The organism is Simplicispira suum (assembly GCF_003008595.1).
In the GTDB taxonomy this organism is placed as follows: domain Bacteria; phylum Pseudomonadota; class Gammaproteobacteria; order Burkholderiales; family Burkholderiaceae_C; genus Simplicispira; species Simplicispira suum.
Window position 1 is genome coordinate 3,614,855 of the sequence record NZ_CP027669.1, and the last position, 23,259, is coordinate 3,638,113.

General features: G+C 62.6%; 37 protein-coding genes. 14 read left to right on the forward strand and 23 right to left on the reverse strand.

Annotated features, from left to right (window positions below):
• Nucleotide 1: 1 nt before the first annotated feature.
• From phnE to C6571_RS16745, 5 genes are all read left to right on the forward strand, one after another.
• Nucleotides 2-898, forward strand: a complete 897-nt coding sequence (gene phnE / locus C6571_RS16725; protein WP_106447691.1) for a phosphonate ABC transporter, permease protein PhnE — start codon at nucleotides 2-4, stop codon at nucleotides 896-898.
• Nucleotides 895-1,710, forward strand: coding sequence for a phosphonate ABC transporter ATP-binding protein (locus tag C6571_RS16730; RefSeq protein WP_106447692.1), 816 nt, complete (start codon nucleotides 895-897; stop codon nucleotides 1,708-1,710). Before phnE ends, C6571_RS16730 begins: the two co-directional genes overlap by 4 nt.
• Nucleotides 1,707-2,621: a hypothetical protein gene (locus tag C6571_RS16735; protein ID WP_106447693.1), complete on the forward strand. Its 915-nt coding sequence runs from the start codon at nucleotides 1,707-1,709 to the stop codon at nucleotides 2,619-2,621. Before C6571_RS16730 ends, C6571_RS16735 begins: the two co-directional genes overlap by 4 nt.
• Nucleotides 2,622-2,820: 199 nt before the next feature.
• Nucleotides 2,821-3,198 (forward strand): MerR family transcriptional regulator, encoded by a 378-nt coding sequence (locus tag C6571_RS16740; RefSeq protein WP_106447694.1) that lies wholly within the window; start codon nucleotides 2,821-2,823, stop codon nucleotides 3,196-3,198.
• A gap of 7 nt (nucleotides 3,199-3,205) precedes the next feature.
• Nucleotides 3,206-3,514, forward strand: coding sequence for a hypothetical protein (locus C6571_RS16745; protein WP_106447695.1), 309 nt, complete (start codon nucleotides 3,206-3,208; stop codon nucleotides 3,512-3,514).
• A 68-nt stretch (nucleotides 3,515-3,582) separates the two neighbouring features.
• On the opposite strand, the gene C6571_RS19760 is transcribed toward C6571_RS16745, so the two are convergent.
• The 22 genes from C6571_RS19760 to C6571_RS19765 all read right to left on the reverse strand — a co-directional run bounded on the left by C6571_RS19760 (nucleotide 3,583) and on the right by C6571_RS19765 (nucleotide 13,477).
• The gene (locus tag C6571_RS19760) at nucleotides 3,583-3,753 is read right to left on the reverse strand and encodes a hypothetical protein (RefSeq protein WP_170094787.1); all 171 of its coding nucleotides are present in this window, start codon (nucleotides 3,751-3,753) and stop codon (nucleotides 3,583-3,585) included.
• Nucleotides 3,750-3,929, reverse strand: a complete 180-nt coding sequence (locus tag C6571_RS16750; protein WP_106447696.1) for a hypothetical protein — start codon at nucleotides 3,927-3,929, stop codon at nucleotides 3,750-3,752. The genes C6571_RS19760 and C6571_RS16750 overlap by 4 nt, the downstream gene beginning before the upstream one ends.
• A gap of 6 nt (nucleotides 3,930-3,935) precedes the next feature.
• Nucleotides 3,936-4,226, reverse strand: a complete 291-nt coding sequence (locus C6571_RS16755; RefSeq protein WP_106447697.1) for a hypothetical protein — start codon at nucleotides 4,224-4,226, stop codon at nucleotides 3,936-3,938.
• Nucleotides 4,223-4,495 (reverse strand): hypothetical protein, encoded by a 273-nt coding sequence (locus tag C6571_RS16760; RefSeq protein ID WP_106447698.1) that lies wholly within the window; start codon nucleotides 4,493-4,495, stop codon nucleotides 4,223-4,225. The genes C6571_RS16755 and C6571_RS16760 overlap by 4 nt, the downstream gene beginning before the upstream one ends.
• A 2-nt stretch (nucleotides 4,496-4,497) precedes the next feature.
• Nucleotides 4,498-4,797, reverse strand: a complete 300-nt coding sequence (locus C6571_RS16765) for a hypothetical protein (RefSeq protein WP_106447699.1) — start codon at nucleotides 4,795-4,797, stop codon at nucleotides 4,498-4,500.
• Complete coding sequence (locus C6571_RS16770; protein ID WP_106447700.1) at nucleotides 4,794-5,096, reverse strand: hypothetical protein; 303 nt, start codon at nucleotides 5,094-5,096, stop codon at nucleotides 4,794-4,796. The genes C6571_RS16765 and C6571_RS16770 overlap by 4 nt, the downstream gene beginning before the upstream one ends.
• 9 nt (nucleotides 5,097-5,105) lie before the next feature.
• A complete protein-coding gene (locus C6571_RS16775; RefSeq protein WP_211300665.1) occupies nucleotides 5,106-5,708 on the reverse strand; it encodes a transglycosylase SLT domain-containing protein in 603 nt (200 codons plus the stop codon).
• Nucleotides 5,705-6,034, reverse strand: a complete 330-nt coding sequence (locus C6571_RS16780; protein WP_146139361.1) for a hypothetical protein — start codon at nucleotides 6,032-6,034, stop codon at nucleotides 5,705-5,707. Before C6571_RS16780 ends, C6571_RS16775 begins: the two co-directional genes overlap by 4 nt.
• Before the next feature lie 3 nt (nucleotides 6,035-6,037).
• Nucleotides 6,038-6,631: a hypothetical protein gene (locus tag C6571_RS16785; RefSeq protein WP_106447702.1), complete on the reverse strand. Its 594-nt coding sequence runs from the start codon at nucleotides 6,629-6,631 to the stop codon at nucleotides 6,038-6,040.
• A complete protein-coding gene (locus C6571_RS16790; RefSeq protein ID WP_146139362.1) occupies nucleotides 6,631-7,131 on the reverse strand; it encodes a hypothetical protein in 501 nt (166 codons plus the stop codon). The genes C6571_RS16785 and C6571_RS16790 overlap by 1 nt, the downstream gene beginning before the upstream one ends.
• On the reverse strand, nucleotides 7,115-7,576 hold the full coding sequence (locus tag C6571_RS16795; RefSeq protein WP_170094789.1) for a hypothetical protein: 462 nt from the start codon (nucleotides 7,574-7,576) through the stop codon (nucleotides 7,115-7,117). Before C6571_RS16795 ends, C6571_RS16790 begins: the two co-directional genes overlap by 17 nt.
• Nucleotides 7,519-7,893: a hypothetical protein gene (locus C6571_RS16800; protein WP_106447705.1), complete on the reverse strand. Its 375-nt coding sequence runs from the start codon at nucleotides 7,891-7,893 to the stop codon at nucleotides 7,519-7,521. Before C6571_RS16800 ends, C6571_RS16795 begins: the two co-directional genes overlap by 58 nt.
• 3 nt (nucleotides 7,894-7,896) lie before the next feature.
• Nucleotides 7,897-8,262, reverse strand: a complete 366-nt coding sequence (locus C6571_RS16805) for a hypothetical protein (protein WP_106447706.1) — start codon at nucleotides 8,260-8,262, stop codon at nucleotides 7,897-7,899.
• A 9-nt stretch (nucleotides 8,263-8,271) separates the two neighbouring features.
• Nucleotides 8,272-9,063, reverse strand: coding sequence for a major capsid protein P2 (locus C6571_RS16810; protein WP_106447707.1), 792 nt, complete (start codon nucleotides 9,061-9,063; stop codon nucleotides 8,272-8,274).
• Between the two features lie 280 nt (nucleotides 9,064-9,343).
• The gene (locus C6571_RS16815) at nucleotides 9,344-9,976 is read right to left on the reverse strand and encodes a P-loop NTPase family protein (RefSeq protein WP_106447708.1); all 633 of its coding nucleotides are present in this window, start codon (nucleotides 9,974-9,976) and stop codon (nucleotides 9,344-9,346) included.
• On the reverse strand, nucleotides 9,973-10,446 hold the full coding sequence (locus C6571_RS16820; protein ID WP_106447709.1) for a hypothetical protein: 474 nt from the start codon (nucleotides 10,444-10,446) through the stop codon (nucleotides 9,973-9,975). Before C6571_RS16820 ends, C6571_RS16815 begins: the two co-directional genes overlap by 4 nt.
• A 3-nt stretch (nucleotides 10,447-10,449) precedes the next feature.
• The gene (locus tag C6571_RS16825; RefSeq protein ID WP_146139364.1) at nucleotides 10,450-10,776 is read right to left on the reverse strand and encodes a hypothetical protein; all 327 of its coding nucleotides are present in this window, start codon (nucleotides 10,774-10,776) and stop codon (nucleotides 10,450-10,452) included.
• Nucleotides 10,764-12,653, reverse strand: coding sequence for a replication endonuclease (locus tag C6571_RS16830; RefSeq protein WP_106447711.1), 1,890 nt, complete (start codon nucleotides 12,651-12,653; stop codon nucleotides 10,764-10,766). The genes C6571_RS16825 and C6571_RS16830 overlap by 13 nt, the downstream gene beginning before the upstream one ends.
• Entirely contained in the window at nucleotides 12,653-12,850 is a 198-nt protein-coding gene (locus C6571_RS16835; RefSeq protein ID WP_106447712.1) for a hypothetical protein, read from the reverse strand. Before C6571_RS16835 ends, C6571_RS16830 begins: the two co-directional genes overlap by 1 nt.
• Entirely contained in the window at nucleotides 12,850-13,032 is a 183-nt protein-coding gene (locus tag C6571_RS16840; protein WP_106447713.1) for a hypothetical protein, read from the reverse strand. The genes C6571_RS16835 and C6571_RS16840 overlap by 1 nt, the downstream gene beginning before the upstream one ends.
• A gap of 71 nt (nucleotides 13,033-13,103) precedes the next feature.
• Nucleotides 13,104-13,334 carry a hypothetical protein gene (locus C6571_RS16845; protein WP_106447714.1) on the reverse strand — a complete coding sequence of 77 codons (231 nt, stop codon included), beginning with the start codon at nucleotides 13,332-13,334 and terminating at the stop codon, nucleotides 13,104-13,106.
• Complete coding sequence (locus C6571_RS19765; RefSeq protein ID WP_170094791.1) at nucleotides 13,334-13,477, reverse strand: hypothetical protein; 144 nt, start codon at nucleotides 13,475-13,477, stop codon at nucleotides 13,334-13,336. The genes C6571_RS16845 and C6571_RS19765 overlap by 1 nt, the downstream gene beginning before the upstream one ends.
• A gap of 220 nt (nucleotides 13,478-13,697) precedes the next feature.
• On the opposite strand from C6571_RS19765, the gene C6571_RS16850 reads away from it, so the two are divergent.
• The 4 genes from C6571_RS16850 to C6571_RS16865 all read left to right on the forward strand — a co-directional run bounded on the left by C6571_RS16850 (nucleotide 13,698) and on the right by C6571_RS16865 (nucleotide 18,267).
• Nucleotides 13,698-14,117, forward strand: coding sequence for a hypothetical protein (locus C6571_RS16850; protein ID WP_106447715.1), 420 nt, complete (start codon nucleotides 13,698-13,700; stop codon nucleotides 14,115-14,117).
• A gap of 90 nt (nucleotides 14,118-14,207) precedes the next feature.
• The gene (locus C6571_RS16855) at nucleotides 14,208-14,900 is read left to right on the forward strand and encodes a TetR/AcrR family transcriptional regulator (RefSeq protein WP_106447716.1); all 693 of its coding nucleotides are present in this window, start codon (nucleotides 14,208-14,210) and stop codon (nucleotides 14,898-14,900) included.
• Nucleotides 14,897-16,618 (forward strand): acyl-CoA dehydrogenase family protein, encoded by a 1,722-nt coding sequence (locus C6571_RS16860; RefSeq protein ID WP_106447717.1) that lies wholly within the window; start codon nucleotides 14,897-14,899, stop codon nucleotides 16,616-16,618. Before C6571_RS16855 ends, C6571_RS16860 begins: the two co-directional genes overlap by 4 nt.
• 14 nt (nucleotides 16,619-16,632) lie before the next feature.
• Nucleotides 16,633-18,267, forward strand: a complete 1,635-nt coding sequence (locus C6571_RS16865; RefSeq protein WP_106447718.1) for a 4-hydroxyphenylacetate 3-hydroxylase family protein — start codon at nucleotides 16,633-16,635, stop codon at nucleotides 18,265-18,267.
• A gap of 46 nt (nucleotides 18,268-18,313) precedes the next feature.
• On the opposite strand, the gene C6571_RS16870 is transcribed toward C6571_RS16865, so the two are convergent.
• The gene (locus C6571_RS16870; protein WP_106447719.1) at nucleotides 18,314-19,483 is read right to left on the reverse strand and encodes an acyl-CoA dehydrogenase family protein; all 1,170 of its coding nucleotides are present in this window, start codon (nucleotides 19,481-19,483) and stop codon (nucleotides 18,314-18,316) included.
• 175 nt (nucleotides 19,484-19,658) lie between these two features.
• Here C6571_RS16870 and C6571_RS16875 point away from each other — a divergent pair, with 175 nt between their 5' ends.
• The 5 genes from C6571_RS16875 (at nucleotide 19,659) to C6571_RS16895 (ending at nucleotide 23,156) form a co-directional block, all read left to right on the forward strand.
• Nucleotides 19,659-20,462: an SDR family NAD(P)-dependent oxidoreductase gene (locus C6571_RS16875; RefSeq protein ID WP_106447720.1), complete on the forward strand. Its 804-nt coding sequence runs from the start codon at nucleotides 19,659-19,661 to the stop codon at nucleotides 20,460-20,462.
• Between the two features lie 26 nt (nucleotides 20,463-20,488).
• Nucleotides 20,489-20,902, forward strand: coding sequence for a lactoylglutathione lyase (gene gloA, locus C6571_RS16880; protein ID WP_106448310.1), 414 nt, complete (start codon nucleotides 20,489-20,491; stop codon nucleotides 20,900-20,902).
• Nucleotides 20,903-21,078: 176 nt separating this feature from the next.
• The gene (locus C6571_RS16885; protein WP_245901322.1) at nucleotides 21,079-21,636 is read left to right on the forward strand and encodes a gamma-glutamylcyclotransferase; all 558 of its coding nucleotides are present in this window, start codon (nucleotides 21,079-21,081) and stop codon (nucleotides 21,634-21,636) included.
• A gap of 91 nt (nucleotides 21,637-21,727) precedes the next feature.
• Nucleotides 21,728-22,501 carry a SpoIIAA family protein gene (locus tag C6571_RS16890; RefSeq protein WP_170094793.1) on the forward strand — a complete coding sequence of 258 codons (774 nt, stop codon included), beginning with the start codon at nucleotides 21,728-21,730 and terminating at the stop codon, nucleotides 22,499-22,501.
• 106 nt (nucleotides 22,502-22,607) lie between these two features.
• Nucleotides 22,608-23,156 carry a superoxide dismutase family protein gene (locus tag C6571_RS16895; protein ID WP_211300666.1) on the forward strand — a complete coding sequence of 183 codons (549 nt, stop codon included), beginning with the start codon at nucleotides 22,608-22,610 and terminating at the stop codon, nucleotides 23,154-23,156.
• Nucleotides 23,157-23,259: the final 103 nt, after the last annotated feature.

Here is a 23,259-nt window from a genome sequence, read left to right on the forward strand (position 1 = left end):
CATGGCAATGGCGCCGTTTTCCTCTTTCGCAAGCACGGGCGGTCTGAGCGGGCGGTTGCGCTTTCTGGGCCTGGCACTGCTCTACAGCCTGCTGGTTGTCGCTTGCTTGTGGTCCTTGGGCGCAGAAGGCGATCTGTCCTTGGGCCGCAACCCATTGGCCAATCTGGCCAAGACGGTCACCGAATTCGCCCACCCCAGTTTTCTGGATGTCTGGTTCGGCGATACCAAGCTCGAATACCGCAGTGACGACGGTACTGTGCTGCGGGTGGAAAACCGCCAACTGGTGGAGGCCGACTATCTGGCAGGCCTGGCCCGCGCCACCTGGGCGACCATCCGCATTGCCACCCTGGGTTCCCTCCTGGGCGCGCTGCTCGCGCTTCCGCTGGCCATGTTGACGGCGCGCAACCTTGGCGCGCCACGCCCGCTTGCGCTGGCGGCCAAGGCGGTGCTGGACGTGATGCGTTCCATCCACACCCTGGTGTTCGGCCTGGTGCTGGTGGGCATCGTGGGCCTGGGCCCAACGGCGGGCATTCTGGCCATCGGCCTGCATTCCATGGGCACCTACGGCAAGCTGTTTGCCGAGGCGGTGGAGTCGCTGAACATGCCTGCCATCCATGCGGTGCAGAGCGTCGGAGCCAGCCGCACGCAGGTCTTCTTCAATGCGGTGTGGCCTGCGGTGCTGCCGCAGTTCGTCTCCAGCCATCTCTACATCTGGGAGTTCAACATCCGCGATTCGACCATCCTGGGCATCATCGGCGCCGGGGGCCTGGGCCTGCTGATTTCGGAGGCTACGTCGCTGTTCCAGTGGGGCCGCCTGGCCACGGTGCTGCTGGTGGTGATCGTCCTGGTGGGCTCGTTTGACGCCATGAGTCGGCGCATCCGCAAAGCACTGTCATGAGCACGCCCTGCATCGTCCTCAACAATGTCTGCTGCCAGATCGGTGGGCAGACCCAGCTCGACATTCCCGCGCTGACGGTGCTGCAGGGCGAGCGGGTGGCGGTCATTGGCCACAACGGGGCCGGCAAGTCGACTCTGTTCAAGGTGCTGACCGGGTTCGTGCAGCCCACCCACGGCGAGGTCCAGGTGCTCGGCCGATCCCTCGGCGCATCGCTCGATACCCGCCAATGGCGCCTGCTGCGGCGCGAGATCGGGCAGGTCATGCAGGGCCTGCATCTGGTGGGGCGCTTGTCCGCGCTCCACAACGTATTGATTGGCGCCCTCGGCCGGGTCGGCGGCTGGCGCAGCTGGACGTGTTTTTTCCCGGCCGCCGAGATACAGCGGGCCGAGGCCGCGTTGCAGCAGGTGGGCATGCTGGCCCGCGCCGCCATCCGGACCGACCAGCTCTCCGGCGGCGAGAACCAAAAAGTCGGCGTCGCCCGCATGCTGATGCAGGGCCCGCGCCTGATCCTGGCCGACGAGCCCACTGCCGCGCTCGACCCGACCGCTGCGGCCGAGGTCTGTCAGCTGCTGGTGGCTGCCGCTGCTGGCGCGACGCTGTTGACGGTGGTCCACAACCCTGCCTTGCTGCCGGTGCTCGCCGACCGTGTAATCGGATTGCGCCAGGGCAGGGTGGTCTTTGATCTGTCGGTGTCCGAGGTGGGCGACCGGCAGCTGGTCGACCTGTACCGTCCGCTTGGCAGCGGATTCACCCCGCATTGGCAGGTGGCGCTGCCGGTTCCCCTGCCTCACGAACAGGGGCATTCCACATGATCGAACAGGCGGCCAGTCTGGCTGGCCGAAGCTGCCCCTTGCGTTACCGCTATGGTCCGCAGGCCATCGCGGCGGCGCCGCAGCGTGTTGCCGACACGCTGTACGTCATCGGCGGGCTCTACGGCAATCTGCCGGCGCTGGATGCCATCGAGCAAATGGCAGCCAGAGAGGCCGGCCCGGTCACGCTGTGCTTCAACGGCGACTTCGACTGGTTCAATGTCGACGACGCCGGCTTTCGCGCCCTCAACCAGCGCGTGCTTCAGCATGAGGCCATCGCCGGCAACGTGGAGGCCGAGCTGGCGGCCGACGGCGACGCTGCCGATTGTGGTTGTGCTTACCCGGATCAGGTCGACGCGGCCGTGGTGGAGCGCTCGAACCGCATCCATGCACGCCTCAAGGCCACGGCGCAGCGCCACGCAGAGCTGACGGCGCGGCTGGACAGCTTGCCGCTGTTCGCACGCTATGACGTGGGGCACTGCCGCGTGGCGGTGGTGCATGGCGATGCCGAGTCGCTGGCGGGGTGGCGTTTCGGCGTCGATGACATCGACAAGCCCGACCACGCCGAGTGGCTGCAGCGCGCATTCGAAGACGCGCAGGTCGATGTTTTCGCCTCCACGCACACCTGCGAGCCGGTGCTCAAGCGCTTGCTAGTCAAAGGTAGCTGCGCCGCAGTCATCAACAATGGCGCCGCCGGCATGCCCAACGCGGGCGGCAAGTACCCGGGCCTGATTACGCGCATTGGCTTGGCGCCGTCGCCGCACCCGGTGGCCTACGGCACGCAGATTGCCGGAGTTTTTGTTGATGCGCTGCCAGTTGCTTGTGACCAAGAGCGTTGGACGCGGATGTTTCTTGCAAACTGGCCCGAACAATCCGACGCGCACGTGTCATATTTTTCGAGAATCGAAGGATAGTGGGGCCTTCAAGAAGATGTACTGTGAATGGCCGCGATCAATGAAGCCAACTCAAAGCTTGAGGTGCTCTTGGCTGCAGGTTCTTTATAGTTAACATAATATACATCGTGTCTACTGCCTGGGGCTTGTTGTTCGTCATCCTGGCTGCGCTTGCCATGCGGTTTGATAGCGGCTTTTTGCCCCTGTTCGCGCCGCAGCCATGAAGTATCTAGCCCCCCGTCATTTGCCCACACTGGGCCAGTTGTTGCCCGACCTGGGCAACCCTTCGCCACGGGAGATTGCGCGCTATCTTGACGTCACAGAGCGCACTGTTTATTCATGGCGCGCGGCCGGCATCGCTCCGAAGGCTGCGACCCTGGCGCTTTTTTGGGAATCTAGTTACGGGCTGTCAGCGCTCGATGCCGAGCTTTTCAACACCGCGCAGGTGCACAGATGCCTGAGTGAATCACTCGGGAATGAAGTCAAAAACCTACAGTCGCGGATTGCCAGACTCGAAAAAACGGGGCAATTCGGCTGTGCGAATGCCCCTTTTATGCGACCGATCAACGTTATGCTGCTGGACTCTCAACGAGCCTAGCAAAGTCATGACGGCCCCCACCTACGACCCTTCGATTATCGAGCGCTTCGCATCGCAACTCTACGAACGCGCTTCCAACATCATTTGGAAATGGGGCTGCATCGGCATGTCCTTAGGCGCCTTGATGGCCATGCTGATCATTCAAAGCTTCGGCGATCTGACCGTCCCGTGGCGTGTCGGCGTGTTTGCCGTTTCGGTTTTTGTCGGCCTTCTCGCTGGCCGCTCCATCGGCACTGACCGCGCTTTTTCCCTTTGGTTTCAGGCGCAAACAGCTCTTTGCCAAGCAGCCATCGAGAGGAACACGCGCCGGACCTAGCGGCGCTTGAAGCGCCCGTTTTTCGCGCGTGCCGGCGTCTTGCGTTTCTTGCGTGCCATGGTGGTCTCCTATCGGTTGGGGTTGCGGAAAAGGTCAATGCGGCGGTGCGCCGCTTCTGCTGAGGCCTGGGCTTGCGTGGCGATCACGGTCAGGCGCGCGAGGTCCGCGCGGATGGCCGCGTACACGCCCGCCGCGCCCCCAAGGGCTACCACGATCTGCAACGCAAAGTCAGGCGTCATGGGTTCAGGTCTGCTTTTTCGCGCATGAAGATAGCAGCGAGGCCCGCAAGACCAATGCCGATCTGGCCGATGGCTTCAAGCGTGCCTGCTGGTACGCCCAGTCCCATTGCCCCGACCATGGCAGCAATGCCGCTCCAAGTGGATGGTTCGCGCATGCGTTTGAGGATGTAGTTCATTTTTGTTCAGCTTGTAAGGTATTTTAGGAAGGTTCCGGCCGGGCAAACAAACGATGCGTCCCATGTGCGCCCTTCGGCCATGGCGCGCTCGCATTCCGTCATTTCTGTTCTTGGGAGTCCGACAGCGTCGCCGATGCCCAGCACGGCGCCCGCTCCGAGGTCAACCACGGCCGATCCGGCAGCCGCGCCCAGCCCGAGCGGCCCGAGGTCCGCAGCAGCCCGCGCGGCCCGCGTGGCAAGGTAGACGATCCCGACCGCCGCCGCCGTTGCGATGATGGCGATGTGAACGGTTTTCACAGGTTGCCATTCCATGCCGGTTGCAGGCCAAGATTCGCTTGTCCGATGCGTCCAGGGTCAGCCGGGCCGCTGTTGTCGAGGTTCTGATCTGCCCACCGCGCATTGAGCAGATCGGTCCCGTCGAGTCGGTCCCAGATGGCGCCTTGGAAGTCGGTTCCGTTGATCGGTACCTCTTCGCGCCACTTGTCGGCCTCTACCTTTTGCTCGATCTTTTTTTGCGCCCAGAGGTAAAAGATGCCCCCGAACAGCGCCCACAGTTTGGCATCCATGATCAGCCCCCGAGCGCCATGTTTCCGCCGCCTGGGGACCAGATCAGTTGCCCGTTGAGGTAGTACTTTCCATCAGGGCCGATGGCGGTTCCGTCGCTGTAGTAGCTCCAACCCCAGCCGATCTGGCCTGGCAAGGCGGTATTGTTGATTTCGGTTACTGGCGCGTTCCCGTAGTTGTTCAGCGCGCCAGCGGTGCCGCTGCCGTTGGGTGGGCGCACTGCGGCCCCCGGCTTGACCATCTTGGCGATCAGGTACAGGCCCACGCCTGCGGCCGCGAGAATCACAATCGTGTCATTGTTCATTTGAGGTATCCCGTGATCGGGTCTCCAAGTGGGTTATCGGTGTTGCGTGGCTTGAGGTAGCTGTAGGGCCAGTTGGCCTCTTCCCATGAAGTCTGATCGTGCTCCGGGACCGGAACGGCAATCGGCCCCAAGTCGCCGCCGCTGCCACCGCCGCCGCCGCCGCTGGTGCCGCCGCTGGTGCCCGCCCCTGCCGGGTTGGCTGGCAGGCCTGCGGCCGGCGCGCTGGCCGCTGGTTTGCGCGTCAGGACGTAGGCCACCACGCCCACGGCCGCGAGAATCAGGATTTCGTGCTTTTCCATGGCGCGCCTTTAGGTGTAGCTGGTGCCGTTGGCCGCGTTGACGTCCGCGAGTATTTGGCGGTAGTAGTTGCGGGTTTCGGTGGGCGCAGCGTCCAGGCCGCGCCGTTGGACGTTGCCCATGCCCCAGTTGTAGGCCGCGAGCGCCTCAGACCAGTTACCAAACATGCCGTACAGGCGCGCAAGGTAGCGCGCGGCTGCCGGGATGGCTTGGAATGGGTCCAGGGCATTGATGCCCAGCTCGCGCGCCGTGGCCGGCATGAACTGGGCGATGCCGAGCGCGCCCGCTGGCGAGCGCACGCGGCCGGCAATGATTTCTTCGCGGTACCGGGATTCTTGCCAGAGCAGGCGCGCGAGCATGTCGCGCGGCAGGCCGTTTGCAGCCTCTGCCGCCGCGATGGCCTGCGCATATTTTTCTGGCGGGTGCCACAGTCCCAGTGCGTTGCGTGCGGTTGTCATGATTTCGTCCATGATGGTTGGTTCTTCGGTGGTGTAGGTCTGCCCGGTGTCGCTGTCGGTTGCTTCGTCGTTCGCTTGTTGGTTGCCCCACTGCACGAGAAGCCACGCGGCCCCGAGCGTTGCGCCTGCGACGATTGCAAGCTGCTGGTGCGTCACTCCCACAGCTCCACATGCGTGACGGTGTCGTATTGCGCTGCCGAATCGCTGGTTTGCGTCCAGTAGCTGACCGTGTTGGTTACTGGTGGCCCCGGCATTTGAACGAGCAGCGTTCCGAACTGGCATTTGTTCGCCACGCCGCGCAGCACCGCGTTTGCACTGGCGTTGCCGTCCGAGAGGGTGAAACTGTATTTTCCGACTGCGGTTTTTGACGCGCCTGAGACGTTGGGCGAGCCTTTGATCAGCGCGCCTGCATCGTCAATGAGCGCCCACGCGCGGAGCATCATTCCTGGCATGTAGCCGCCTGAGCCTTGGGATAGTGGCATTTTTTAGTATCCTTCAACTAGAACTACGTCATCATTTGCCGGAATATCCCCTAATGCATATACTGCCTGAATGCATATTGGCCCGTTCATCTCGAAATTTCCCCCCGGTGGAATTCTTATTCCAAGTTTTTTTGTGACATTAAACTGAAATCTTAACCAGATAGTCCCTGAATTGCTATTATTCTGAATAATCAGATAATTTCTATTTTGATTCGCAGCAATAAGCATTGTGCTGTAGCTCGGTACTTGAGGATTTAAAGTCGTGACGTTGATTTTTGTTTGCGTGTTTTGCGTAACCGTTACCGACGCCTGCCCCCTGTTATATCGCGCCTGCCCATTGCCAATTCCAATTTTGACGGTGTCGCCTGCCTGGACGTCGATCTGCACGCGATCAAATGCGGCCTCTTTGCCAATGTCGCCAAGCGTGACTTCCAGGCCCGCCAGCAAGCCCTTGATTTCTCCGAGGTCAAGCAGCTTTCCACCCTTGAAAAACCGGACATTCACGGGCAGCGTGCATTCAAGCGTCGTGAAATAGTTGCCACTGACGTTCAATTCCCACGTTTTGGCCGTGGCGAAGGTTTGAGAGTAGGTTTGCATTATTTGTACTTCCAGGCCATTACCGCGACGATGCCGACCACAGCGACACCGATCAGCATCATGGTTTTGTTTCCATTTGCCTGCGCCGTGGCGCCCTCATAGGCTTTATTTGCGTTGCTGCTCAGGTCTTTTGCCAGATTCTGGTTTTGCGTGACTATGTCGCGCGAGCCAGAAAACAGCTTGTCGGCCAGTGCAAAAAGGGTGGCGGTATTGGTGGCGTTGTTCTGCAATGCGCCCTGCACTGCGCCATGGTCTGTCTCAACGGTGCTTACGCTTGTTGTGTTGAAACTGCCGGTGTTGAACGACCGATCGACGGAGATATTCCCGCCCGTGTTGTTCGAGAACATGCTTGTATTCGTCGAGTGGTTATCACTCGAAGAAACCGCGCGGTTGTCCGTGTAGGTGTTATTCGTCGTCTGACTGCTGCTGCTGCTGGAGTCGCCGCCAAAATGCGGGCAATGCTGACCCAGCGCGCGCCGCTTTTCACGTAGCAAGTCCATTGATTTCTTTCCTGAGCGTGACGCCTGATATTTGGTATCCCTGCGCCCGCAGTTTTTTAATGAGTCCGCGCCGCCGTGTCGTGATCGCCACTTGCCACGCGCCTTGCTCCTGAGCCTGTCGTTCAATGGTGGGCATCAGCTCGCGCGTGAGGTCAACGCCCGGCATGGCCCCGCCTGCGGCCTGCACCCAGCAGACCCGCGCCGCCGCGTGGTCCCGGATGGCGAGCACGTAGGCCATGACTGGCCGTCCTGCGCTGTCGCTGACTTCGAAGCCCTGGCCCCCCTGGCAGAGTTCGCCTACCGTGGCCGCGCCCGCCGTGGTGTCGCCGCGCACCTGGGCGCGCGAGAGCATGGGCAGCAATGGCCCGATGGCGCGCGGTGTCACTGTCAGCCCTTTTTCCACAGCAACAGCAGCAGCGCTGCCCCGCCGAAGATGTAGAGCCATGGCATGCTTGCGATGGCCCCCACAGGTACCGCCGCGCTGTTGCCCGGCGCCGCAATGGGCGCGCTGTAGCCGCCCGGTGCCTGGGTGTAGACCGGCGTTTGACTGGGTGCGCCCCGGTTTCCGTTGTCAAGGCTTGGATTGGACCCGTCGCCAAAGTTGATCAGCCATCCAGACGAATCGTTGTTCATCATCGAAGGGCCAAACAGCGCATCAGCGCTGGATGGCCCGGCCGGCCGTGCGCCGCCCGACAATAGGCCGAGGCCAAGCTGCGCCCAGCCGAAAGGGGTTGCTCCGGCAAGTACGCCTTCAGCAGCCATGGCCTAGCCCTTTTTCATCAGCAAGAGGATCAGCAGGCCCGCCGCAGCGATGCCCAGCATGCCAATCTGCCCTGGCCGGCCGTACATGGCCGCAGCTTGCCCCTGCTGAAACAGTCCCGCGTTCGTGGCTTCCCACTTGCGCAAGTCGATCAAGTCTTGCGAGTTCTGGCGACTTGTCCAGGTGCTCACTCCGAACTTGAAAATGTCCAGCACCGCAGAGCCGTAATTTGCCGGTGGCCCGCCGCCCGCGTCTACAGGCATTGGCTGCACTGCAGACCCTGGCGTTCCAAAGGTGCCATCGTTTTGCGGCCCCACGTCGCCCGTGTAGAGGGCTTCGCCGCCGCCGTTGTAATCGAGGTATGCCGACATGTCGGCCCCTTACATGTTGCCGAGCAGGTCCAGCACTTCAAGCACTGCCGTGATCGTGTCCGCGCCGCCTGTCGTGACGTTGAATTCCAGGCTGACCATGTCCTGCGTCTTGATGGCGTTGGTGTAGTTGTCGTCCAGGCAGGGATCGTAGGTGTAGAGATTCGCCTGCGCCGTCTTTTTGTAGTCGAGCTGGTAGAAGCTGTTGACCGCCGTCGGGATGTTGTCGTGGATCACGACGCCATTCTTTTTGACTTCCAGCGCCTGCACCTGCCCACCGTGCGCGAAGTGAACCCGCTTGATGATGGCGCCACGGTTGGCGACGTCGATCAGCTTGAAGGGGAACTTGCCCGAGCCGCCTACGCTGGTCGTGAACAGCAATTGCTTGGTGACAACACCGAGCGCGGCCGGTGGCCCGACTTCGGAGAAGGATTCCAGCGTGGGGTTGGTGGCCCCGGCAATGGTGACTTCAATGGTCAACGAACTCACGCCCTGGGCGGTGTTCAAGTTGCCAATGAACTGCTCTGCCATCACCTTTGCCGAGGGTTCCGTGAAGTCGATCAGCAGGAAGCTGGCATTGCTGGCGCGGCCCCGGTAGCCGTTGATCGCGTCCAGGCGTGCGCCCGTGTTCTGAAAAATCACCTTGCCATTCATGCGCACCTTGATGTCGGTAATCATGGCCTTGGTGAAGGTGCCGCCGAGCTGCAAAAGGATGCGGTTGTAGCTCATGCCCACGGGCAGCGAGGCGGTTGCAACACCGTTTGCGACGACATTGGTGAACGGCAAATTTTTGATAAGAAGCATTTTTTTTCCTGATTTGTGAAAGACGGCCGAGCGCGTTGCGCGCTTACAGCAGGTCTTTGATCACAGGCAAATTCATTTGCGTCGCCACGGGCTTAACGACCATCTTGGTGACTGCCATGAAGGCGAGGAAATACAGGTAGCTTTTTACGGTTGCGTTCATTTTTCGGTCCGGTGGTTGGTGGTTTGAAAACAGGCCCGAAGATGCGCGCGAATCTTGCAATCGCAAAGCGCGCGGCCCATGGGTATCACCCCATGGGCCGCTTTGTTTTGGTGGTGGTGATCAGCCGCCGCGCGTCACTTTTCCTGTCTGAATGTCGCGTTCCAGCCACTGGTAGCCCGTGAGCGCCTGCACTTCCTGCGCAGGAACGGAGAGCGCTCGCGCCACTGCTTTTGCGTCCTCCCCATAGGCCATGCGCCGCGCGTGCATGGTGCTGAGGTTCCCGAAAAAATCCTTGTCAACGCTGGCCGGGCGCTGGCTCAGTCCGTAGACTTCCGCGCCGTAGCCGCGACCCATCATGACCAGTTTGCGCCAGCCGTCCGGCGCTGAACTGGGGCGCGTGACGGTGTGCAGTTCGTCGACCACGAATGTGATGTTTCGCGCCATCATGGCCATTTTGCAAACCGCGTCGAACTGCGCTTCGTCGATGCTGCGCACCAAGCGCGGTTTGAATACGATGTGCACAGGCCCGGTGCCCGCTGCCTTGAGCAATGCCAGCGCCTGCCCTGCTGTGCTGACTACGGTCCCACCGTAAAGCCCAGCGTAGTTGTCCATTTCCTCCTTGGGGGACCAGATGATCGTGCGCCGCCGCCGCTTCTTTCCGAGCAGCATGCGCAGATACTGGGTTTTTCCGCTCCCGGTGCTGCCCATGATCGCTACCACGCGCGCCGCGTTCGCGTTGCCCTTGGTGCTCATTTGTAGAGCGCTTCTTGTGGGTGGCGCGGTGTCGGTTCCGGCTTGTCGAGCGTCGCGGCGGCGGCGCGCTCGATGCCCTGCGGCTGCTTCGGCGCGGTGTCCTTGGGCGCCTTGTCGCGCTCCATGCGGGTTGCCACCATGCGCGCGGCCTGATAGACAGGTGGTCCCGCGACCGCGATCAGGATCAGCTCTGGCGGAACTTTTTCAAAGGTGAAGCCGTATTTCTCCATCACCGGCACCGCCGCCGCCGCAATGCGCCCCTTGGTTGCGGTGTCGAAAATTTCCGCTGTCTCCGGTGCATAGCCGGCGACCATGCCACAAAACAGGTCCAGGCCGGCCACTGCCTGCCCGTGGTAGTCCGGTCCCGCCGCGAGCGCTTCGGCTTCCTGCGCAGCTGCCGGGTTGTCTGCCAGTGCGGCGCCTTCGTCGGCAGCTGCTGCCACATGGTCCAGTTGGTCAAGATCGTTCATTTTTTACCCCAAGTCGAAGATGGAATTGCGTTTGCGCGCGGGCGCCGCGATCTGTTCTTGCTGCTGCTCCGGTGCTGGCAGCCTGGGCGCAGGCTTTGCGCGCGGCGCTGGTTCTGGCGTCGGCGCCGCTTCCGGTTCCGGCGCTTTGCTGGTTTTCATGCGGCCGAGAATGATGCGGTGCGCTTCGGTTCCGGCTTTTGCGTAGGCCGGGAAGTCGCACCAGGGGCAGGCGGCATTGATCGTGCCGTTTTCGCCCTGCTTTACCGGGATTTCATGGCCGCAGCACATGCAGGCCATGGTCCCGACTTGGCGCTTAATCACTGTTGCCATGGTGCCCCTCCAAATTGTGGACGGCAAGGCTCGTGGCTATGCTCTCGCGCTCGATTGTCGCCAGCTCGATCTGGTCCAGAGCCTGCCCCATGAATCGAAGCATGGGCCGCATGAATGGGTCCAGTTGGCTTTTGACCATGGCCCCCGCGCTCTGGTAGGCGTTCGCGCATTGCGCAAGGTGCTCCCTCATTGATTCGGTCCCCATGGGAACCCCCTTCCGTACAGTTATTGACACGAGTCCAAGGCGCCAGCTTCGCTGCCGCTATGGCCCCCATTCCATGGGCCGGTGCGCGGCCCACAATCTCCCACTTGTAGCGTGTCGATTCGACTTCCCACAGCACCGCGCGAGGAATCTGCGGTGCTTGGCGCATGTGCTTCATGTGCTCCGGCGTGTAGTGCTCAATGCCCACGGTCTCAACGCCCACGGTTCGCGGTGCAGCCTCTTCGCCATAGCGGTTCAGCCCGGCGTCCTGCACCTGGGAGAGCCTCACGCGGTAGTCCCGGCCACAGAAAACGCCACCTTGCGCGTGGCAGTAGTGATCCCATGCGACCGAGGCGTGCTCCCTGCCCTCGATCACAGCCAGCCTGTTTACCGCGTTGTGCGCCTTGATCAAGTGATCGGGCGCCCCACTGGGCAGCGCTTCAATGCGCCGCAGCTCGCGCCATGGCCCCACCGGGGGCCCGCCTACCTGCTGAAACTGCCGGATGCCCCATGTGGTGGCCCATGCTTCCACCCGTGCGCTGGTTTCCATGGCAGGGTTTCCATGCAGGTCAGCTTCCACGCGGTATCCGTCGATGTTCTTTGCCACGTACTTTGCGATGTACCCGGCTGCGCTGCCCTTCTCCCAGTCGATCACGCGAAAGTCCACGCGGTGCGCGTGCGCTCCGGGTTCGTTGGGGCTGTCGCGCAGCGCGTGCTTTGTGACGCTGGCGCGGATGGCGTCCGCGTGCTCCGGCTTGTGGAACACCAGCAAATGCCAATGCGGCGTTCCATCGTGCTGGGGTTCTGCTATGCGGAACCCGTACAGCTTGGATCCGATGCGGTGCAGTTGCGCGCGAATTCGCGCCCATACTTTGGCGAGGTAGGCCTGCGCGGTGCGCGGTGTTGTCTCGTTGTCATAGCGCGGGTTCTGCTCCACTTTCCAGCCGCCCACGGTGCGCCATGGGTGCATGCGCGACGGGCAAGTGATGGTCAAGAACAGGCCGGCGTGCCCCATGTCGCGGGCGATGCGCTCGAATCCTGCAATCCGCGTCATCAGCTCCGCGCGCTTGATGGCCTTGTTGGCCGGCCCCTTCGCTGCCAGCTCCGCAAGGGTGTATTCCTGGCCCAGCTCGTTTCTTGCAATCGTTGCTTCAAGCGCTGCCGCGTTGCGCGTGTTTTGCTTCTGGCGCCTGCGCAGGGTTTCATTCGAGCAATAAATCTCCGCTCGTTTGTTGACGATGCCCAAGGCAATCGCCGATGCCTCAACGGCCCGGCCATGGTGGCGCCGCAGCTTGCGCCGCCACCACAGCTCACATGCCATGCGGGCAATTGCCGGGCCGGTGCGCACCTTGTCGGCCGGTGGCTCAATGCCCTGTCGCTCTACAACCTTCTCCATTGCCTGGCGCAGCGCCTGGGCATCGTGCCTGCGCGTTGCCAGCTCTGCGCAGCGCAGGGCCAATGCCTGGGCTGCGCCGCATATTTCATCGTCTGAAGCGTCGATAGGGATGCGCACCGCTGCCAGTGCGTCTGTCTGTTTTCTTAAAAAGGTGTTGGCGTCGAAAATGCTGCGCCCGTACATGCCGCGCCACTTGGATTCAAGGCGCCGCTGCCACGGGCCGGGAAGCGCTTCAATGCGCCCCCGCATCCATGTCTGATCGTCAACGTATCCGCGCATCAGGACCGGACCGTGAGCGCGAGCTGATCAGCCGGCACGAACAGCGTTTTCATGCCGTCCGGCCGCATGCATGCCACCTCGTACAGACCCTCATTCGTGCCCTGCACGGTGCCGCGCCAGCCGTCCACGAAGGCAAAAAAGTCATCCTTCGCATGAATGACAACCCAGTCGCCCGCGTCGAAAGCTGACCCGCGCATTACAGGATCGCCAGCTCGGAGGGATCGAACGGCTCGGTCTCGTATGGTGCGTCGGCCGATTCGTCAAGACGCACCTGTACCAGTTCCACATCGCCGCGCTTTTCGACGCGCATAACTGTTCCGGCGCGGCCTTTGTGAAGGCTTTCCTCGTTGGTCACTTGGACCGAGTTCCATGCTTGCATTTTTTTTCCTATGGCCGGGCGATGAATGCCCGGCGCCGCGCTGCCCGGCCAGCGCGCGGCGCTGGGTGTTGTCAGGCGAAGGCGTCCGGTTCAAACCAGCGCACAGGCCGGCGCGTGCCGTGCTGGCGCAGCGCTGCACGGTCTGCGCGCTCTTGGTCCAGGCGTGCCAACAGGGTCAGGCGCTGCGCTTCGCGGATGGCGCTCTCGCGCGTGGCGTGCTCTGACACTGCCACAAGGTGGCCTGAGTGGCGCTGGTAGGCGACTGCGAAGCCGCCCTGAATGGCAATGGCGATGTGTTTCATCAGCGCACCGCCACCAAGTTTCCGAAGTCGTCAACGACAGCACAAAAAGCACTGTGCCCGCGCAGCACTGCGAAAAATTCCGGCATCGCCAATGACACCGTGTAAAAGCGTCTGTCATAGCTGGTTTTCCAGAATGAAATCATCGTTCTCACCTTTGCTGCCCCTATCCCCTGGCCCCATCGCAAAACGGGTGCCGGGCGGGTTTGCGAGATAGGGAAGCTGGGGAACTGGAGTGACGTTGGTCTTTTCCTATCCCCGCCCGGCATCGCCAATGTAGTCAATGCCCTATGTAGTAGTCAATTGGGCATGCACTTGATGGGCAATTGACCATGTACTACATTGACCGCCAAAGGGGAAACTGCTATGCCAAATTTTGCGATTGGCGATGTCCTAGACCGCGTGCGCGCCGCCCACGGCTTGGAATCGGATTACCAGCTTTTCAAGCGCTACGGCTTCAGCATGCAGAAGCTCGGCAACTGGCGCCACGGGCGCGCGCTGCCCGATGAAAAAGCCTGTCGAATCCTGGCCGAAGCAGCCGGCCTGGACCCGCTCGTTTTGCTTGCCCAGGTGCAAGCCCAGCGCAGCCAATCGACCGAAGCCCGCACGTTGTGGGAAGCCGTCGCGCTGCGCCTCTCGCACGCGTCCGCAGGTCTGGCCGCTGCAATTTTTTCAGTGCTGATTGCTACATCTTTTGTAGCTACTGAGGCACGCGCAGCAAGCGCTGGCGAGGGTGCAGACCCTCATTTTGTCGAGCGCATCAGTTTATACATCGTATCGATCTAAACAGGCTGCTGACCGCGACCTATTGGCGCTCGGTTGTTTGCACAGAAGAAATGAACTAAAGTTCAACTATTGAACAGCAATTCATTTCTTATGGCCTACCGACGAACACCAAGCGTTGAGCTGCGCTTAGCCGACAACCGCAATCGCATACTGGCAGCGGCCCGAGCCATGGTGGGCGAAGGTGGTTGGTCTGAAGCGCAGGTCAGTCATGTCGCTGCGGCCGCCGGACTGGCTACGGGCACGGTGTACCGCTATTTCCCATCGAAGGCACACCTGTGCGTCGAAGTGTTGTCCGCAGTGTCTCAGCGCGAGGTCGACGTTCTCCAGGCCATCGCCGATGGCCCAGGAACGGCGATGGAACGGCTGCGCGGCGGAGTGACCGCCTTCGTCATCCGCGCCATGCGCAATCGCCGCCTGGCCTATGCATTGATTGCCGAACCTTGCGAGCCAGAGATCGACCAAGCCCGCCTGACGTATCGGCACGCCATTAGCGAACAAATCGTGCGCATCGTACGCGCAGGCCAAGAGGCTGGAGACTTCCGTGCCAATGTCGATCCGAACACTGCCGCTACCGTCATCGTGGGCGGTTTTATGGAAGGCCTGATTGGTCCACTGTCTCCGTTGAGCGCCGATTTCGGCCCGGCTTTGGCGCACGATGCCAGTGCCGTCAGCGAGTTGGCCGGGGACATTGCCGACATCTGTTGCGCTGCCATTGCAGCGGCGCCCGGTCAGGTTATGAAGCTTTCGCAACCCCAAAACGCAACCCGAAGGAGACACGCATGAACGCCCCCCTGACCCTTAGCCAGTTGCAGCCAGCCCCTGCGGCGCCCGATCGGTACGCCACCCACGTCGTGAAAAACCAGGCAGCGCCCGCTGCAGGCTTTAATGCGTTCGGTGGCGATGTGGTACTCAATGCGGCCATTGGGCGGGAGGCTGCTTGGGTGGCGCCTGCAGCGTCTGCGCTGGGCGCGCTGGCCGGCGATGCCGATGTGCAAGAGCTTGCGCGCCTTGCGAACAAGCACCTGCCCGAACTCAAAACGCACGACCGCTACGGCAACCGCATTGACTGGGTCGAGTTTCACCCGGCCTGGCACGAACTGATGGCCTTGGCCTGGAAGCACGAGGTGCACTCGCTGGCGTGGAACTCAACCGCACCCCACCCACATTTCGCGCGTGCCGTGCAGTCTTACCTATGGAATCAGGTGGAGCACGGGGTCGGTTGCCCCACTGGCATGGCCTACGCGGCCTACGCCGGCTTTGAGTCCGAGCCGGCGCTCAAAATTTGGGCGGAGAAGGTGCGCGGCACGCAGTACGAGTTCAGCCGCCGCGAGGTCGCCGAAAAATCTGCGGTGGTCATCGGCTACGCCATGACAGAAAAGCAAGGTGGCTCCGACCTGCGCGAGACGCAGACCACGGCGGTGCTGTCGCACTCATCGGACTACCATGGCGCGATGGCCCACTGGTACGAACTGACTGGCCACAAATGGTTCTGCTCGGTGCCGCAGTCCGACGGCTTTTTCACGTTGGCCAAGGTGGCTGGGGGAGTGACCTGTTTCTTCCTGCCGCGCACCCTTCCGGACGGCAGCTACAACCGCTTTTTCATCCAGCGGCTGAAGGACAAGAGCGGCAACAAATCCAATGCGTCGAGCGAAATTGAATACAGCGGCACGCTCGCCATCCGCGTGGGCGCCGAGGGCGCAGGCCTCCGGGAAATCCTGTCCCACTCCCATTTGACCCGCCTGGATTTCGCCGTGGGTTCGGCGGGCCTGATGCGCCAGTCGCTCACCTTGGCGCTGAACCACTGCGCCACCCGAACCGCCTTTGGTGGCCCGCTGGCCCGCCAGCCGATGATGGCCAACGTGCTGGCCGACATGGCTGTCGAGGTGGAAGCGGCAACGCTTCTGGCCTTGCGCGTGGCAAAGGCGACCGACTACATCGGGCGCGACGCGCAGCAAACGGCCTTTGCGCGCGCCGCCACGCCCATGGCGAAATTCTTCAACTGCTCGCGTGCACCCGCAGTGGCCAACGAGGCGCTGCAATGCCACGGCGGCAATGGTTTCATCGAGGAGAACCCGATGGCGCGCATTTACCGCGAGGCGCCGCTCAACAGCGTCTGGGAAGGCGCCGCCAACATGATGTGCATGGACGTGCGCCGCGCCATGCGCAAAGACCCCACCTGCCGCGACGCGCTGCTCGAAGAAATTCACAGTGTGCGCGGCCAGCACAAATTGTTCGACGCGTTCGCCGCCCACCTGGCGCCGCTGGTGGACGGCATGCTGGAAGACGAATTCCTGGCGCGGCCGGCGAGCGAAGCCCTCGCCCGCGCCATCCAGGGCGTCGAGCTGCTGCGGCATTCAACCCCCGAGGTGGTCGATGCGTTCATGACCACCCGCCTGGGCAGCACGCCAGCCAGCTGGGGCGCGATGTTCGGCAGCATGGGCGCGTCCGTGAGCAAGGCACAGGCCGACATCATCGTGGACCGTGCCCAAGTGGTTCGATGAAGGATCTTTGAACCATGGACGCCACCGCCGCCTCCCCTACCCGCTCCAAACTGATGAGCGGCGACCAGTACCGCGAATCGCTGCGCCGCTACCAACCCGTCGTCTATGTCGATGGTCACTTGGTCGAAAGCGTTGCCGACGAACCTTCGCTCAAACCGGGCGTCAACGCCCTGGCCTTCACCTACGATTTTGCGCTGGACCCTGCCATGGCGCCCATCGCGCTGGCCACCCAGTCCGAGCGCAACCGGGTGGTCAACCGCATGCTGCATGTGAATGAGTCTTCGGGTGATTTGCTCAACAAGCTCGAAGCGGTCCGGGTGCTGTGCCAGGAAACGGGTTGCGCCCAGCGCTACCTGGCGCACGATGCGCTCAATGGTCTTGCACAGGCTACGGCGCACATCGACGACGTGCAGGGCTCGACTGAGCATCGCGCCCGCTTCCAGGCCTATCTGGCCGATGTGCAGGACCGCGATTTGTCGCTCGGCATCGCCATGACGGACGCCAAAGGCGACCGCAGCCAAAAGCCGCACGAGCAAGCCAACCCGGACACCTATGTGCACGTGGTGGAGCGCAGTGCCAAGGGCATCGTCATCAGCGGCACCAAGGCCATCGTCACCGGCGGGCCGTACATGCATGAACTGCTGGTAATGCCAAGCCGCAACATGACGCAGCGAGATGCCGACTTCGCCGTGTGCTGCGCCGTGCCCATCGATGCCAAAGGCATCACCCTGGTTTCCCGGCCTGCAGGGCGCCCCGGCGAGAAGCTGGAGCACGGCGACGCGCTGTTCTCGCGCAGGTACGGGCAAGCTACGGCGGTGGTGATTTTCGACAAGGTGTTCGTGCCTTGGGAGCGGGTGTTTTATGAAGGCGAGTGGGAGCACACCCACGTGCTGACCTACAGCTACGCCACCCACCACCGGCACAGTTGTATCGCCGCGCGTGCCGGTTTTGGCGACTTGTTGATTGGCGCCGCCGCGCTGATGTGCGAGGCCAACGGCTTCGACCCCGGCAAGAAGAGCAATTTGCGCGAGCCGATGGTCGAACTCATCAAAATCACCGAAGGCTTTTATGCCTGTGGCGTCGCCGCCAGTGTGTATGCGACTCAAGACAAGCACAGCGGCTCGTTCATGCCGGAACCGGTGTTCGCCAACATCGGCAAACTGCTGCTCGCCACGCAGATTTACGATATGCACCGGCTTGCGCACGAGGTCTCCGGCGGCCTCATCGTCGCCCTGCCCGGCCCCGACGAAGATCACAACCCTGCTACTGCCGCCACGCTGGCCGAGGTGCTGCGCGCCAACCCCGACGTGCCTTACGACAAGCGCATCGAAGTGGCGCGCTTCATGGAAGACCTGACGGCCTCCTACCAAGGCGGGTGGTACTCGCTCATCAGCCTGCATGGCGGGGGCTCGCCTGCGGCCATGAAGCAGGAAATCTGGCGCAACTACCCCGTAGGCAACAAGGTGGAGCTGGTGGAACGGCTGCTGGAGCGTGGTGTACTGCACCAGGAGGATCGCGCCATCACCCGCAACCGCCAGCCGGGACGCTGCTGCGACACCGGGTGCACCACGCCGGGCCAGCCCGTGATGGTGCCGCTTCCGGTCGGGCGCAAGGCGGCCGATGGCTCCGGCGAGACACCGAAGCATTGATCGGTATTCCTGATCCGGCCGCAGTTCCCCAGCGCAAGCGCGTGCATTAAGACGCTTGCGCTGCCCGCACGATCTTTCTCGCCATGCTCCAGCGGTGCACTTCGCTCGGGCCGTCGTAGATACGAAATGCGCGCATGTCGGTAAAGATGCGCATCACGGGGGTTTCGGCGGTGACGCCCTGGCCACCCAGAATCTGGACACAACGGTCAACCACGCGCCACTGTGCCTCGGAGCAGACCACTTTGGCACGGCTGGACTCGAAATTGCACTTCTGGCCTTGGTCGAGCAGCCATGCGGTATGCCAGATGTGCAGCCGCGAAGTCTGCAAATCCATGTCGTTGTCGGCCAACATGAAGCCAACTCCTTCGTGTTCGGCCAGCGGCTTGCCGAAGGCTTCACGCCGACGGGCGTAGTCCACGGCCAGGTCGTGTGCGCGGCGCGCTTGGCCCAGCCAGCGCATGCAATGGGTCAGCCGGGCCGGCGCGAGGCGGACCTGGGCGTAACGGAATCCCTTGCCAGGCTCGCCCAGGATGTCGGTGGCCGGTACCCGCACATCGGTAAAGCGCAGCACGCCGTGTCCGCCGGTGAAACACCGGTCCATGGCGTCCATGTTGCGCGCGAGCACGATGCCATCGCGGTCCATGTCGGTCAGGAACATGGTGGCTGCACCGTCTTCCATTTTTGCCATCACGATGGCGTAGTGGGCGTCTTCTGCGCCGGTGATAAACCACTTGGTGCCATTGATGACGTAGTCCTCCCCGTCGCGCACCGCCGTGGTGGCGAGCATGGACGGGTCAGAACCAGAACCGGGCGACGGCTCGGTCATGGCAAAGCAGGAGCGCGTTTGGCCCGCAGCCTGCGGGCGCAGCCAACGCTCTTTTTGCGCGGCACTTGCCACCGCCTCCATCAGATGCATATTGCCTTCGTCGGGTGCATGGATGTTGAGCGCAGTGGGACCCAACCACGAATAGCCTGCCTCCTCAAACACGACGGCCTTGGCCACATGGCTCAAGCCCAGGCCGCCCATGTCCCGCGAGACATGGGGCGTTAGCAGCCCGGCAACCCGCGCACGCTCGACCAGTTCGCGCCGCAAGGCTTCGCTCGGTCCATGCGAATTTTGGCGCTCGTCGTTCTCCAGGGGGATCACCTGCTCGGCGATGAAGCTGCGAGTCTTTGCCTGCAGTTCCAGCAATTCTGGTGGGAGTTCAAAGTTCATGGCGTAGGGCCCCTCGGTGGAAACGGCGATACACGAACAAGCATGGCCATTGCGCGTTTGACGCGGGAGATGGAGAAAACCCAGTCTATTGCGTGTAGGCACTTGCAGAGGTCGCACCGGCGTCATGGAGTCCCGAAGTGGACTCTCCGTCGAGAGCCATTGCTACCATTGGTACATGCCATCACCACCATCACCACCCTCCCCATCCACGCCCAACATCTCCTTCGGCCACGCAGGCCGCATCTGCCTCGTGACGGGCGCTGCGCAAGGCATAGGCGCCGCCTGCGTGCGGCGCTTCGCTGCCGAAGGTGCGCATGTCGTGCTGGCGGATGTCGACGATGCGCGCGGACAAGCACTGGCGGCCGAGCTTTCGGGCCGGTATGTGCACTGCGACGTCGGCAACAAAGCGCAGGTGGATCAACTGCTGCAGCAGGCGCTCGCCTGGAAGGGCCGCGTCGATGTGCTGGTCAACAATGCCGGCATCTTCCGCGCGGCTGATTTTCTTGAGGTCACAGAAGAAGATTTTGACGCTGTCCTGCGCGTCAACATCAAGGGTGCGTTTTTGGTGGGCCAGGCGGTGGCGCGTGCCATGGCGCAGGCTGGGCGCGGCTCAGTCGTTAACATGAGCTCGGTCAACGGTACCCTCGCCATCCCCAACATTGCCAGCTACAACGTCAGCAAAGGCGGTATCAACCAGCTCACGCGCGTGATGGCGCTGGCGCTGGCGCCGCACAACATTCGTGTGAACGCCGTCGCGCCCGGCACCATTGCCACCGAGCTGGCGGCCAAGGCGGTCCTCACCAGCGATGAGGCCAAGCGAAAAATCATGAGCCGTACGCCCATGGGCCGGCTGGGCGAACCGTCTGAGATTGCCGATGTGGTGGCCTGGCTTGCCAGCGACGCGGCCAGCTATGTGACGGGCGAGATCGTCACCGTCGACGGCGGCCGGATGACTTTGAACTACACCATGCCCGTGTGAAATCATCCTGCGAGACAATGGCAGCCATGCGATTTCTCCACACCATGCTGCGCGTCGGCAAGCTTGAACGCTCCATCGAGTTCTACACCAACGTGATTGGCATGCAGCTGCTGCGCCGGTCCGAGAACCCGGATTACAAATATTCGCTGGCCTTCCTTGGTTTCGACGGCGGCAACCCCGGTCAGGCCGAAATCGAGCTGACCTGGAACTGGGACACCGACCACTACGAGCTGGGCACGGCCTACGGCCACATCGCCCTGGGCGTGCCCGATGTCGCCGCCGCGTGCGAGGCCATCCGCGCCGCCGGCGGAAAAATTACGCGCGAAGCTGGCCCGGTGAAGGGTGGGCGCACGGTGATTGCCTTTGTCGAAGACCCCGATGGCTACAAGATCGAGCTGATCGAGCGACCCGCCGAGGCGGCCGGTGCCGGGCTGCGTTGAAGCTGCGTAAAGCGGGTTTGCAATCACTTTGATAGCTATTCACACAATACAGATAAGCGCTAGAGCCTGTTTTTAATGTTATTTCTAGATAAAAACTGGCAACTCGCACAATCGCTCGCACTTTGCCTTACGGTGCCAAGTTGATGCGCGAGTCTCCTTCCCTTCTGGAGCGCACCATGCAGGAATGGCGCGGCCAGGGTGACCTGTGGGTGTTTGGCTACGCCTCGTTGATTTGGCGCCCGGAGTTCGACTACCTGGAGCGGCGCGAGGCGCGCGTGCATGGCTGGCACCGCGCGCTCAAGATGTGGAGCCGCATCAACCGCGGTACGCACGAGTGCCCCGGTCTGGTCTTTTGCATGCTGCCCGGCGGCAGTTGTCGCGGCATGGCCTACCGCGTCCCCGAAGCGCAGGGCGAGCAGACGCTGGTCAAGCTGTGGGAGCGAGAAATGCCGATCCCTGTGTACCAACCACGCTGGCTCGTCTGCCATACCCCCGCCGGCCCGGTGCGCGCACTGAGTTTTACCCTGGCACGCAGCAGCCCCAGCCACACCGGCGACCTACCCGCCGACGAGTACCGCCGCATCTTTCGGCAAGCGCGCGGGCGCTATGGCAGTACGCTGGACTACGCCCAGGCCACGCAGGATGGCCTGCGCGCTGTAGGCATCCGCGACCGCCGGCTGGAGCGCCTGATTCGCGCGGCGAGCAGTGACAAACCGGTCGACGAATCTGGCTAACCGCAACTGAGCGCATCCTGACGGAGTCGTTTGCTCAATGCTCGCCGTTGGCGTACCGTGGTTTTCTTTGCACTGCCACCGCGAGACCGCCATGCTCCAATCCCTGCCCGCCCCTTCCCACGTCCTCGCCGTGCAGCTCAGCAGTGATCTGAGCGGCGACGATGTGCGCCAGTACAAGGCCCTGCTGCACACCCATGTCCAGCAGCCGGAGCGCCTGGGTCTGCTGATCGACATGAGCGATTTGAACGACATGGCCATGGGCACTCTGGCGCCCGGCGTGCGCGCTGATCTCGATTTGTTGAAGCACGCAAGCCAGTTTGACCGGCTCGCCCTGGTGTCCGACAAGCACTGGCCGGGCCTGCTGTTGCGTATGGCCGGGCCCTGGCTGCACGGTATGCAACTGCGGCAGTTTGCCTCTGCCGAGCGCGAGCAGGCCCTGCAGTGGGTGGCCGAAGCGGCGGTGGAGCAAACCGTGGTTGTTCTGCCGCCTGCACTCCGGCTGATTCCCACCACCAGCGAGGGCCTGCTGGCCTTTGAGATCGACGGACCGATTTCGCGCGCCAGCGTCGCCAGCGTTCTGCCGCAGATACAGGCCTTTCTGGACCGGCATGAACACATCGACGTGCTCGCGCATTTCAAGCACTTTGGCGGTATTGAACCGGCGCTGTATCTGCAGCCCGGGCTGCTGCAGATGAAGTTCAAGGCGATCCCCAAGGTGGCGCGCTACGCCCTGGTGGCGGCGCCTGGCTGGATGGATACCCTCGCGCATACGCTGCGGCCGCTGCTCGGCGATATGCAACTGCGCAGCTTTACCGAGTCGGAACTGGCCCAGGCCTGGGAATGGCTCGCTGCGCAGCCGCGATGAGAGCCCGGACCGATTTGCGGCGCACTCGCTGACAGCCAAAGGCCATGGATCGCTGCACCATGGCGGGCGGGAATCTCTTGCGCACTGCCTAACCTGGGGAATTTTTATGCACCGCTTTGCCCTCGCCATTGCTGGCGCCATCACCCTCGGCCTTGCGGGCTGCTCCAGCCTCATGCCCGGCCACGGCGCTATGCACGCGCCCAGTGCCACGGCGCGGTTGGAACCGACGCGCGGCAACCAGGTAAGCGGCAGCGTGCGTTTCACCCAGATGGGCGAGCAGCTGCAGTTGCGCGGCGACATCAAAGGCCTGGCGCCCCATTCCGAACACGGCTTTCATGTGCACGAAAAGGGCGACTGCTCCAGCGGCGACGGCAACAGTGCCGGTGGCCACTTCAACCCGCACAACACCCGGCACGGCATGGCCATGGGCGCAGAGCACCACACCGGCGACTTGCCCAGCATTCGCGCCAATGCGCAGGGCGTAGCGCACATCGACGTCAAGATCACTGGCGTGCGCGTAGGCAGCGGTATGGACGACATCGTTGGCCGTGGCCTGATCGTGCACCGCGACCCGGACGATTTCATGACCCAGCCCACCGGCGACGCCGGCCCGCGCCTGGCCTGCGGGGTGATTCGGCGCGATGGATTAGGATAATTTCAGATACTGAAATCAGCGCCCTAAACCATAGTCGCAGCTCGCCGGAATCGCGGCGGGCCGGTGAAGATTTCTCGGGCTTCAACGCCCCGGCTGAAACCGC

What these genes read in the sequence shown, in the direction of transcription:
- C6571_RS16760 (WP_106447698.1), bottom strand. Translation starts at nt 4,495, where the DNA reads ATGGATGCCAAACTGTGGGCGCTGTTCGGGGGCATCTTTTACCTCTGG.
- C6571_RS16840 (WP_106447713.1), bottom strand. Translation starts at nt 13,032, where the DNA reads ATGCAAGCATGGAACTCGGTCCAAGTGACCAACGAGGAAAGCCTTCAC.
- C6571_RS16800 (WP_106447705.1), bottom strand. Translation starts at nt 7,893, where the DNA reads ATGGCTGCTGAAGGCGTACTTGCCGGAGCAACCCCTTTCGGCTGGGCG.
- C6571_RS16885 (WP_245901322.1), top strand. Translation starts at nt 21,079, where the DNA reads ATGCAGGAATGGCGCGGCCAGGGTGACCTGTGGGTGTTTGGCTACGCC.
- C6571_RS16820 (WP_106447709.1), bottom strand. Translation starts at nt 10,446, where the DNA reads ATGAACGATCTTGACCAACTGGACCATGTGGCAGCAGCTGCCGACGAA.
- C6571_RS16895 (WP_211300666.1), top strand. Translation starts at nt 22,608, where the DNA reads ATGCACCGCTTTGCCCTCGCCATTGCTGGCGCCATCACCCTCGGCCTT.
- C6571_RS16780 (WP_146139361.1), bottom strand. Translation starts at nt 6,034, where the DNA reads ATGCCACTATCCCAAGGCTCAGGCGGCTACATGCCAGGAATGATGCTC.
- C6571_RS19765 (WP_170094791.1), bottom strand. Translation starts at nt 13,477, where the DNA reads ATGATTTCATTCTGGAAAACCAGCTATGACAGACGCTTTTACACGGTG.
- C6571_RS16855 (WP_106447716.1), top strand. Translation starts at nt 14,208, where the DNA reads ATGGCCTACCGACGAACACCAAGCGTTGAGCTGCGCTTAGCCGACAAC.
- C6571_RS16765 (WP_106447699.1), bottom strand. Translation starts at nt 4,797, where the DNA reads ATGAACAATGACACGATTGTGATTCTCGCGGCCGCAGGCGTGGGCCTG.
- C6571_RS16865 (WP_106447718.1), top strand. Translation starts at nt 16,633, where the DNA reads ATGGACGCCACCGCCGCCTCCCCTACCCGCTCCAAACTGATGAGCGGC.
- C6571_RS16875 (WP_106447720.1), top strand. Translation starts at nt 19,659, where the DNA reads ATGCCATCACCACCATCACCACCCTCCCCATCCACGCCCAACATCTCC.
- C6571_RS16805 (WP_106447706.1), bottom strand. Translation starts at nt 8,262, where the DNA reads ATGTCGGCATACCTCGATTACAACGGCGGCGGCGAAGCCCTCTACACG.
- C6571_RS16795 (WP_170094789.1), bottom strand. Translation starts at nt 7,576, where the DNA reads ATGGCTCTACATCTTCGGCGGGGCAGCGCTGCTGCTGTTGCTGTGGAA.
- C6571_RS16835 (WP_106447712.1), bottom strand. Translation starts at nt 12,850, where the DNA reads ATGCGCGGGTCAGCTTTCGACGCGGGCGACTGGGTTGTCATTCATGCG.
- C6571_RS16825 (WP_146139364.1), bottom strand. Translation starts at nt 10,776, where the DNA reads ATGGCAACAGTGATTAAGCGCCAAGTCGGGACCATGGCCTGCATGTGC.
- gloA (WP_106448310.1), top strand. Translation starts at nt 20,489, where the DNA reads ATGCGATTTCTCCACACCATGCTGCGCGTCGGCAAGCTTGAACGCTCC.
- C6571_RS16785 (WP_106447702.1), bottom strand. Translation starts at nt 6,631, where the DNA reads ATGCAAACCTACTCTCAAACCTTCGCCACGGCCAAAACGTGGGAATTG.
- C6571_RS16890 (WP_170094793.1), top strand. Translation starts at nt 21,728, where the DNA reads ATGCTCCAATCCCTGCCCGCCCCTTCCCACGTCCTCGCCGTGCAGCTC.
- C6571_RS16860 (WP_106447717.1), top strand. Translation starts at nt 14,897, where the DNA reads ATGAACGCCCCCCTGACCCTTAGCCAGTTGCAGCCAGCCCCTGCGGCG.
- C6571_RS16750 (WP_106447696.1), bottom strand. Translation starts at nt 3,929, where the DNA reads ATGAACTACATCCTCAAACGCATGCGCGAACCATCCACTTGGAGCGGC.
- C6571_RS16735 (WP_106447693.1), top strand. Translation starts at nt 1,707, where the DNA reads ATGATCGAACAGGCGGCCAGTCTGGCTGGCCGAAGCTGCCCCTTGCGT.
- C6571_RS16850 (WP_106447715.1), top strand. Translation starts at nt 13,698, where the DNA reads ATGCCAAATTTTGCGATTGGCGATGTCCTAGACCGCGTGCGCGCCGCC.
- C6571_RS16770 (WP_106447700.1), bottom strand. Translation starts at nt 5,096, where the DNA reads ATGGAAAAGCACGAAATCCTGATTCTCGCGGCCGTGGGCGTGGTGGCC.
- C6571_RS16870 (WP_106447719.1), bottom strand. Translation starts at nt 19,483, where the DNA reads ATGAACTTTGAACTCCCACCAGAATTGCTGGAACTGCAGGCAAAGACT.
- C6571_RS16740 (WP_106447694.1), top strand. Translation starts at nt 2,821, where the DNA reads ATGAAGTATCTAGCCCCCCGTCATTTGCCCACACTGGGCCAGTTGTTG.
- C6571_RS16790 (WP_146139362.1), bottom strand. Translation starts at nt 7,131, where the DNA reads ATGGACTTGCTACGTGAAAAGCGGCGCGCGCTGGGTCAGCATTGCCCG.
- C6571_RS19760 (WP_170094787.1), bottom strand. Translation starts at nt 3,753, where the DNA reads ATGACGCCTGACTTTGCGTTGCAGATCGTGGTAGCCCTTGGGGGCGCG.
- C6571_RS16730 (WP_106447692.1), top strand. Translation starts at nt 895, where the DNA reads ATGAGCACGCCCTGCATCGTCCTCAACAATGTCTGCTGCCAGATCGGT.
- C6571_RS16745 (WP_106447695.1), top strand. Translation starts at nt 3,206, where the DNA reads ATGACGGCCCCCACCTACGACCCTTCGATTATCGAGCGCTTCGCATCG.
- C6571_RS16810 (WP_106447707.1), bottom strand. Translation starts at nt 9,063, where the DNA reads ATGCTTCTTATCAAAAATTTGCCGTTCACCAATGTCGTCGCAAACGGT.
- phnE (WP_106447691.1), top strand. Translation starts at nt 2, where the DNA reads ATGGCAATGGCGCCGTTTTCCTCTTTCGCAAGCACGGGCGGTCTGAGC.
- C6571_RS16815 (WP_106447708.1), bottom strand. Translation starts at nt 9,976, where the DNA reads ATGAGCACCAAGGGCAACGCGAACGCGGCGCGCGTGGTAGCGATCATG.
- C6571_RS16845 (WP_106447714.1), bottom strand. Translation starts at nt 13,334, where the DNA reads ATGAAACACATCGCCATTGCCATTCAGGGCGGCTTCGCAGTCGCCTAC.
- C6571_RS16830 (WP_106447711.1), bottom strand. Translation starts at nt 12,653, where the DNA reads ATGCGCGGATACGTTGACGATCAGACATGGATGCGGGGGCGCATTGAA.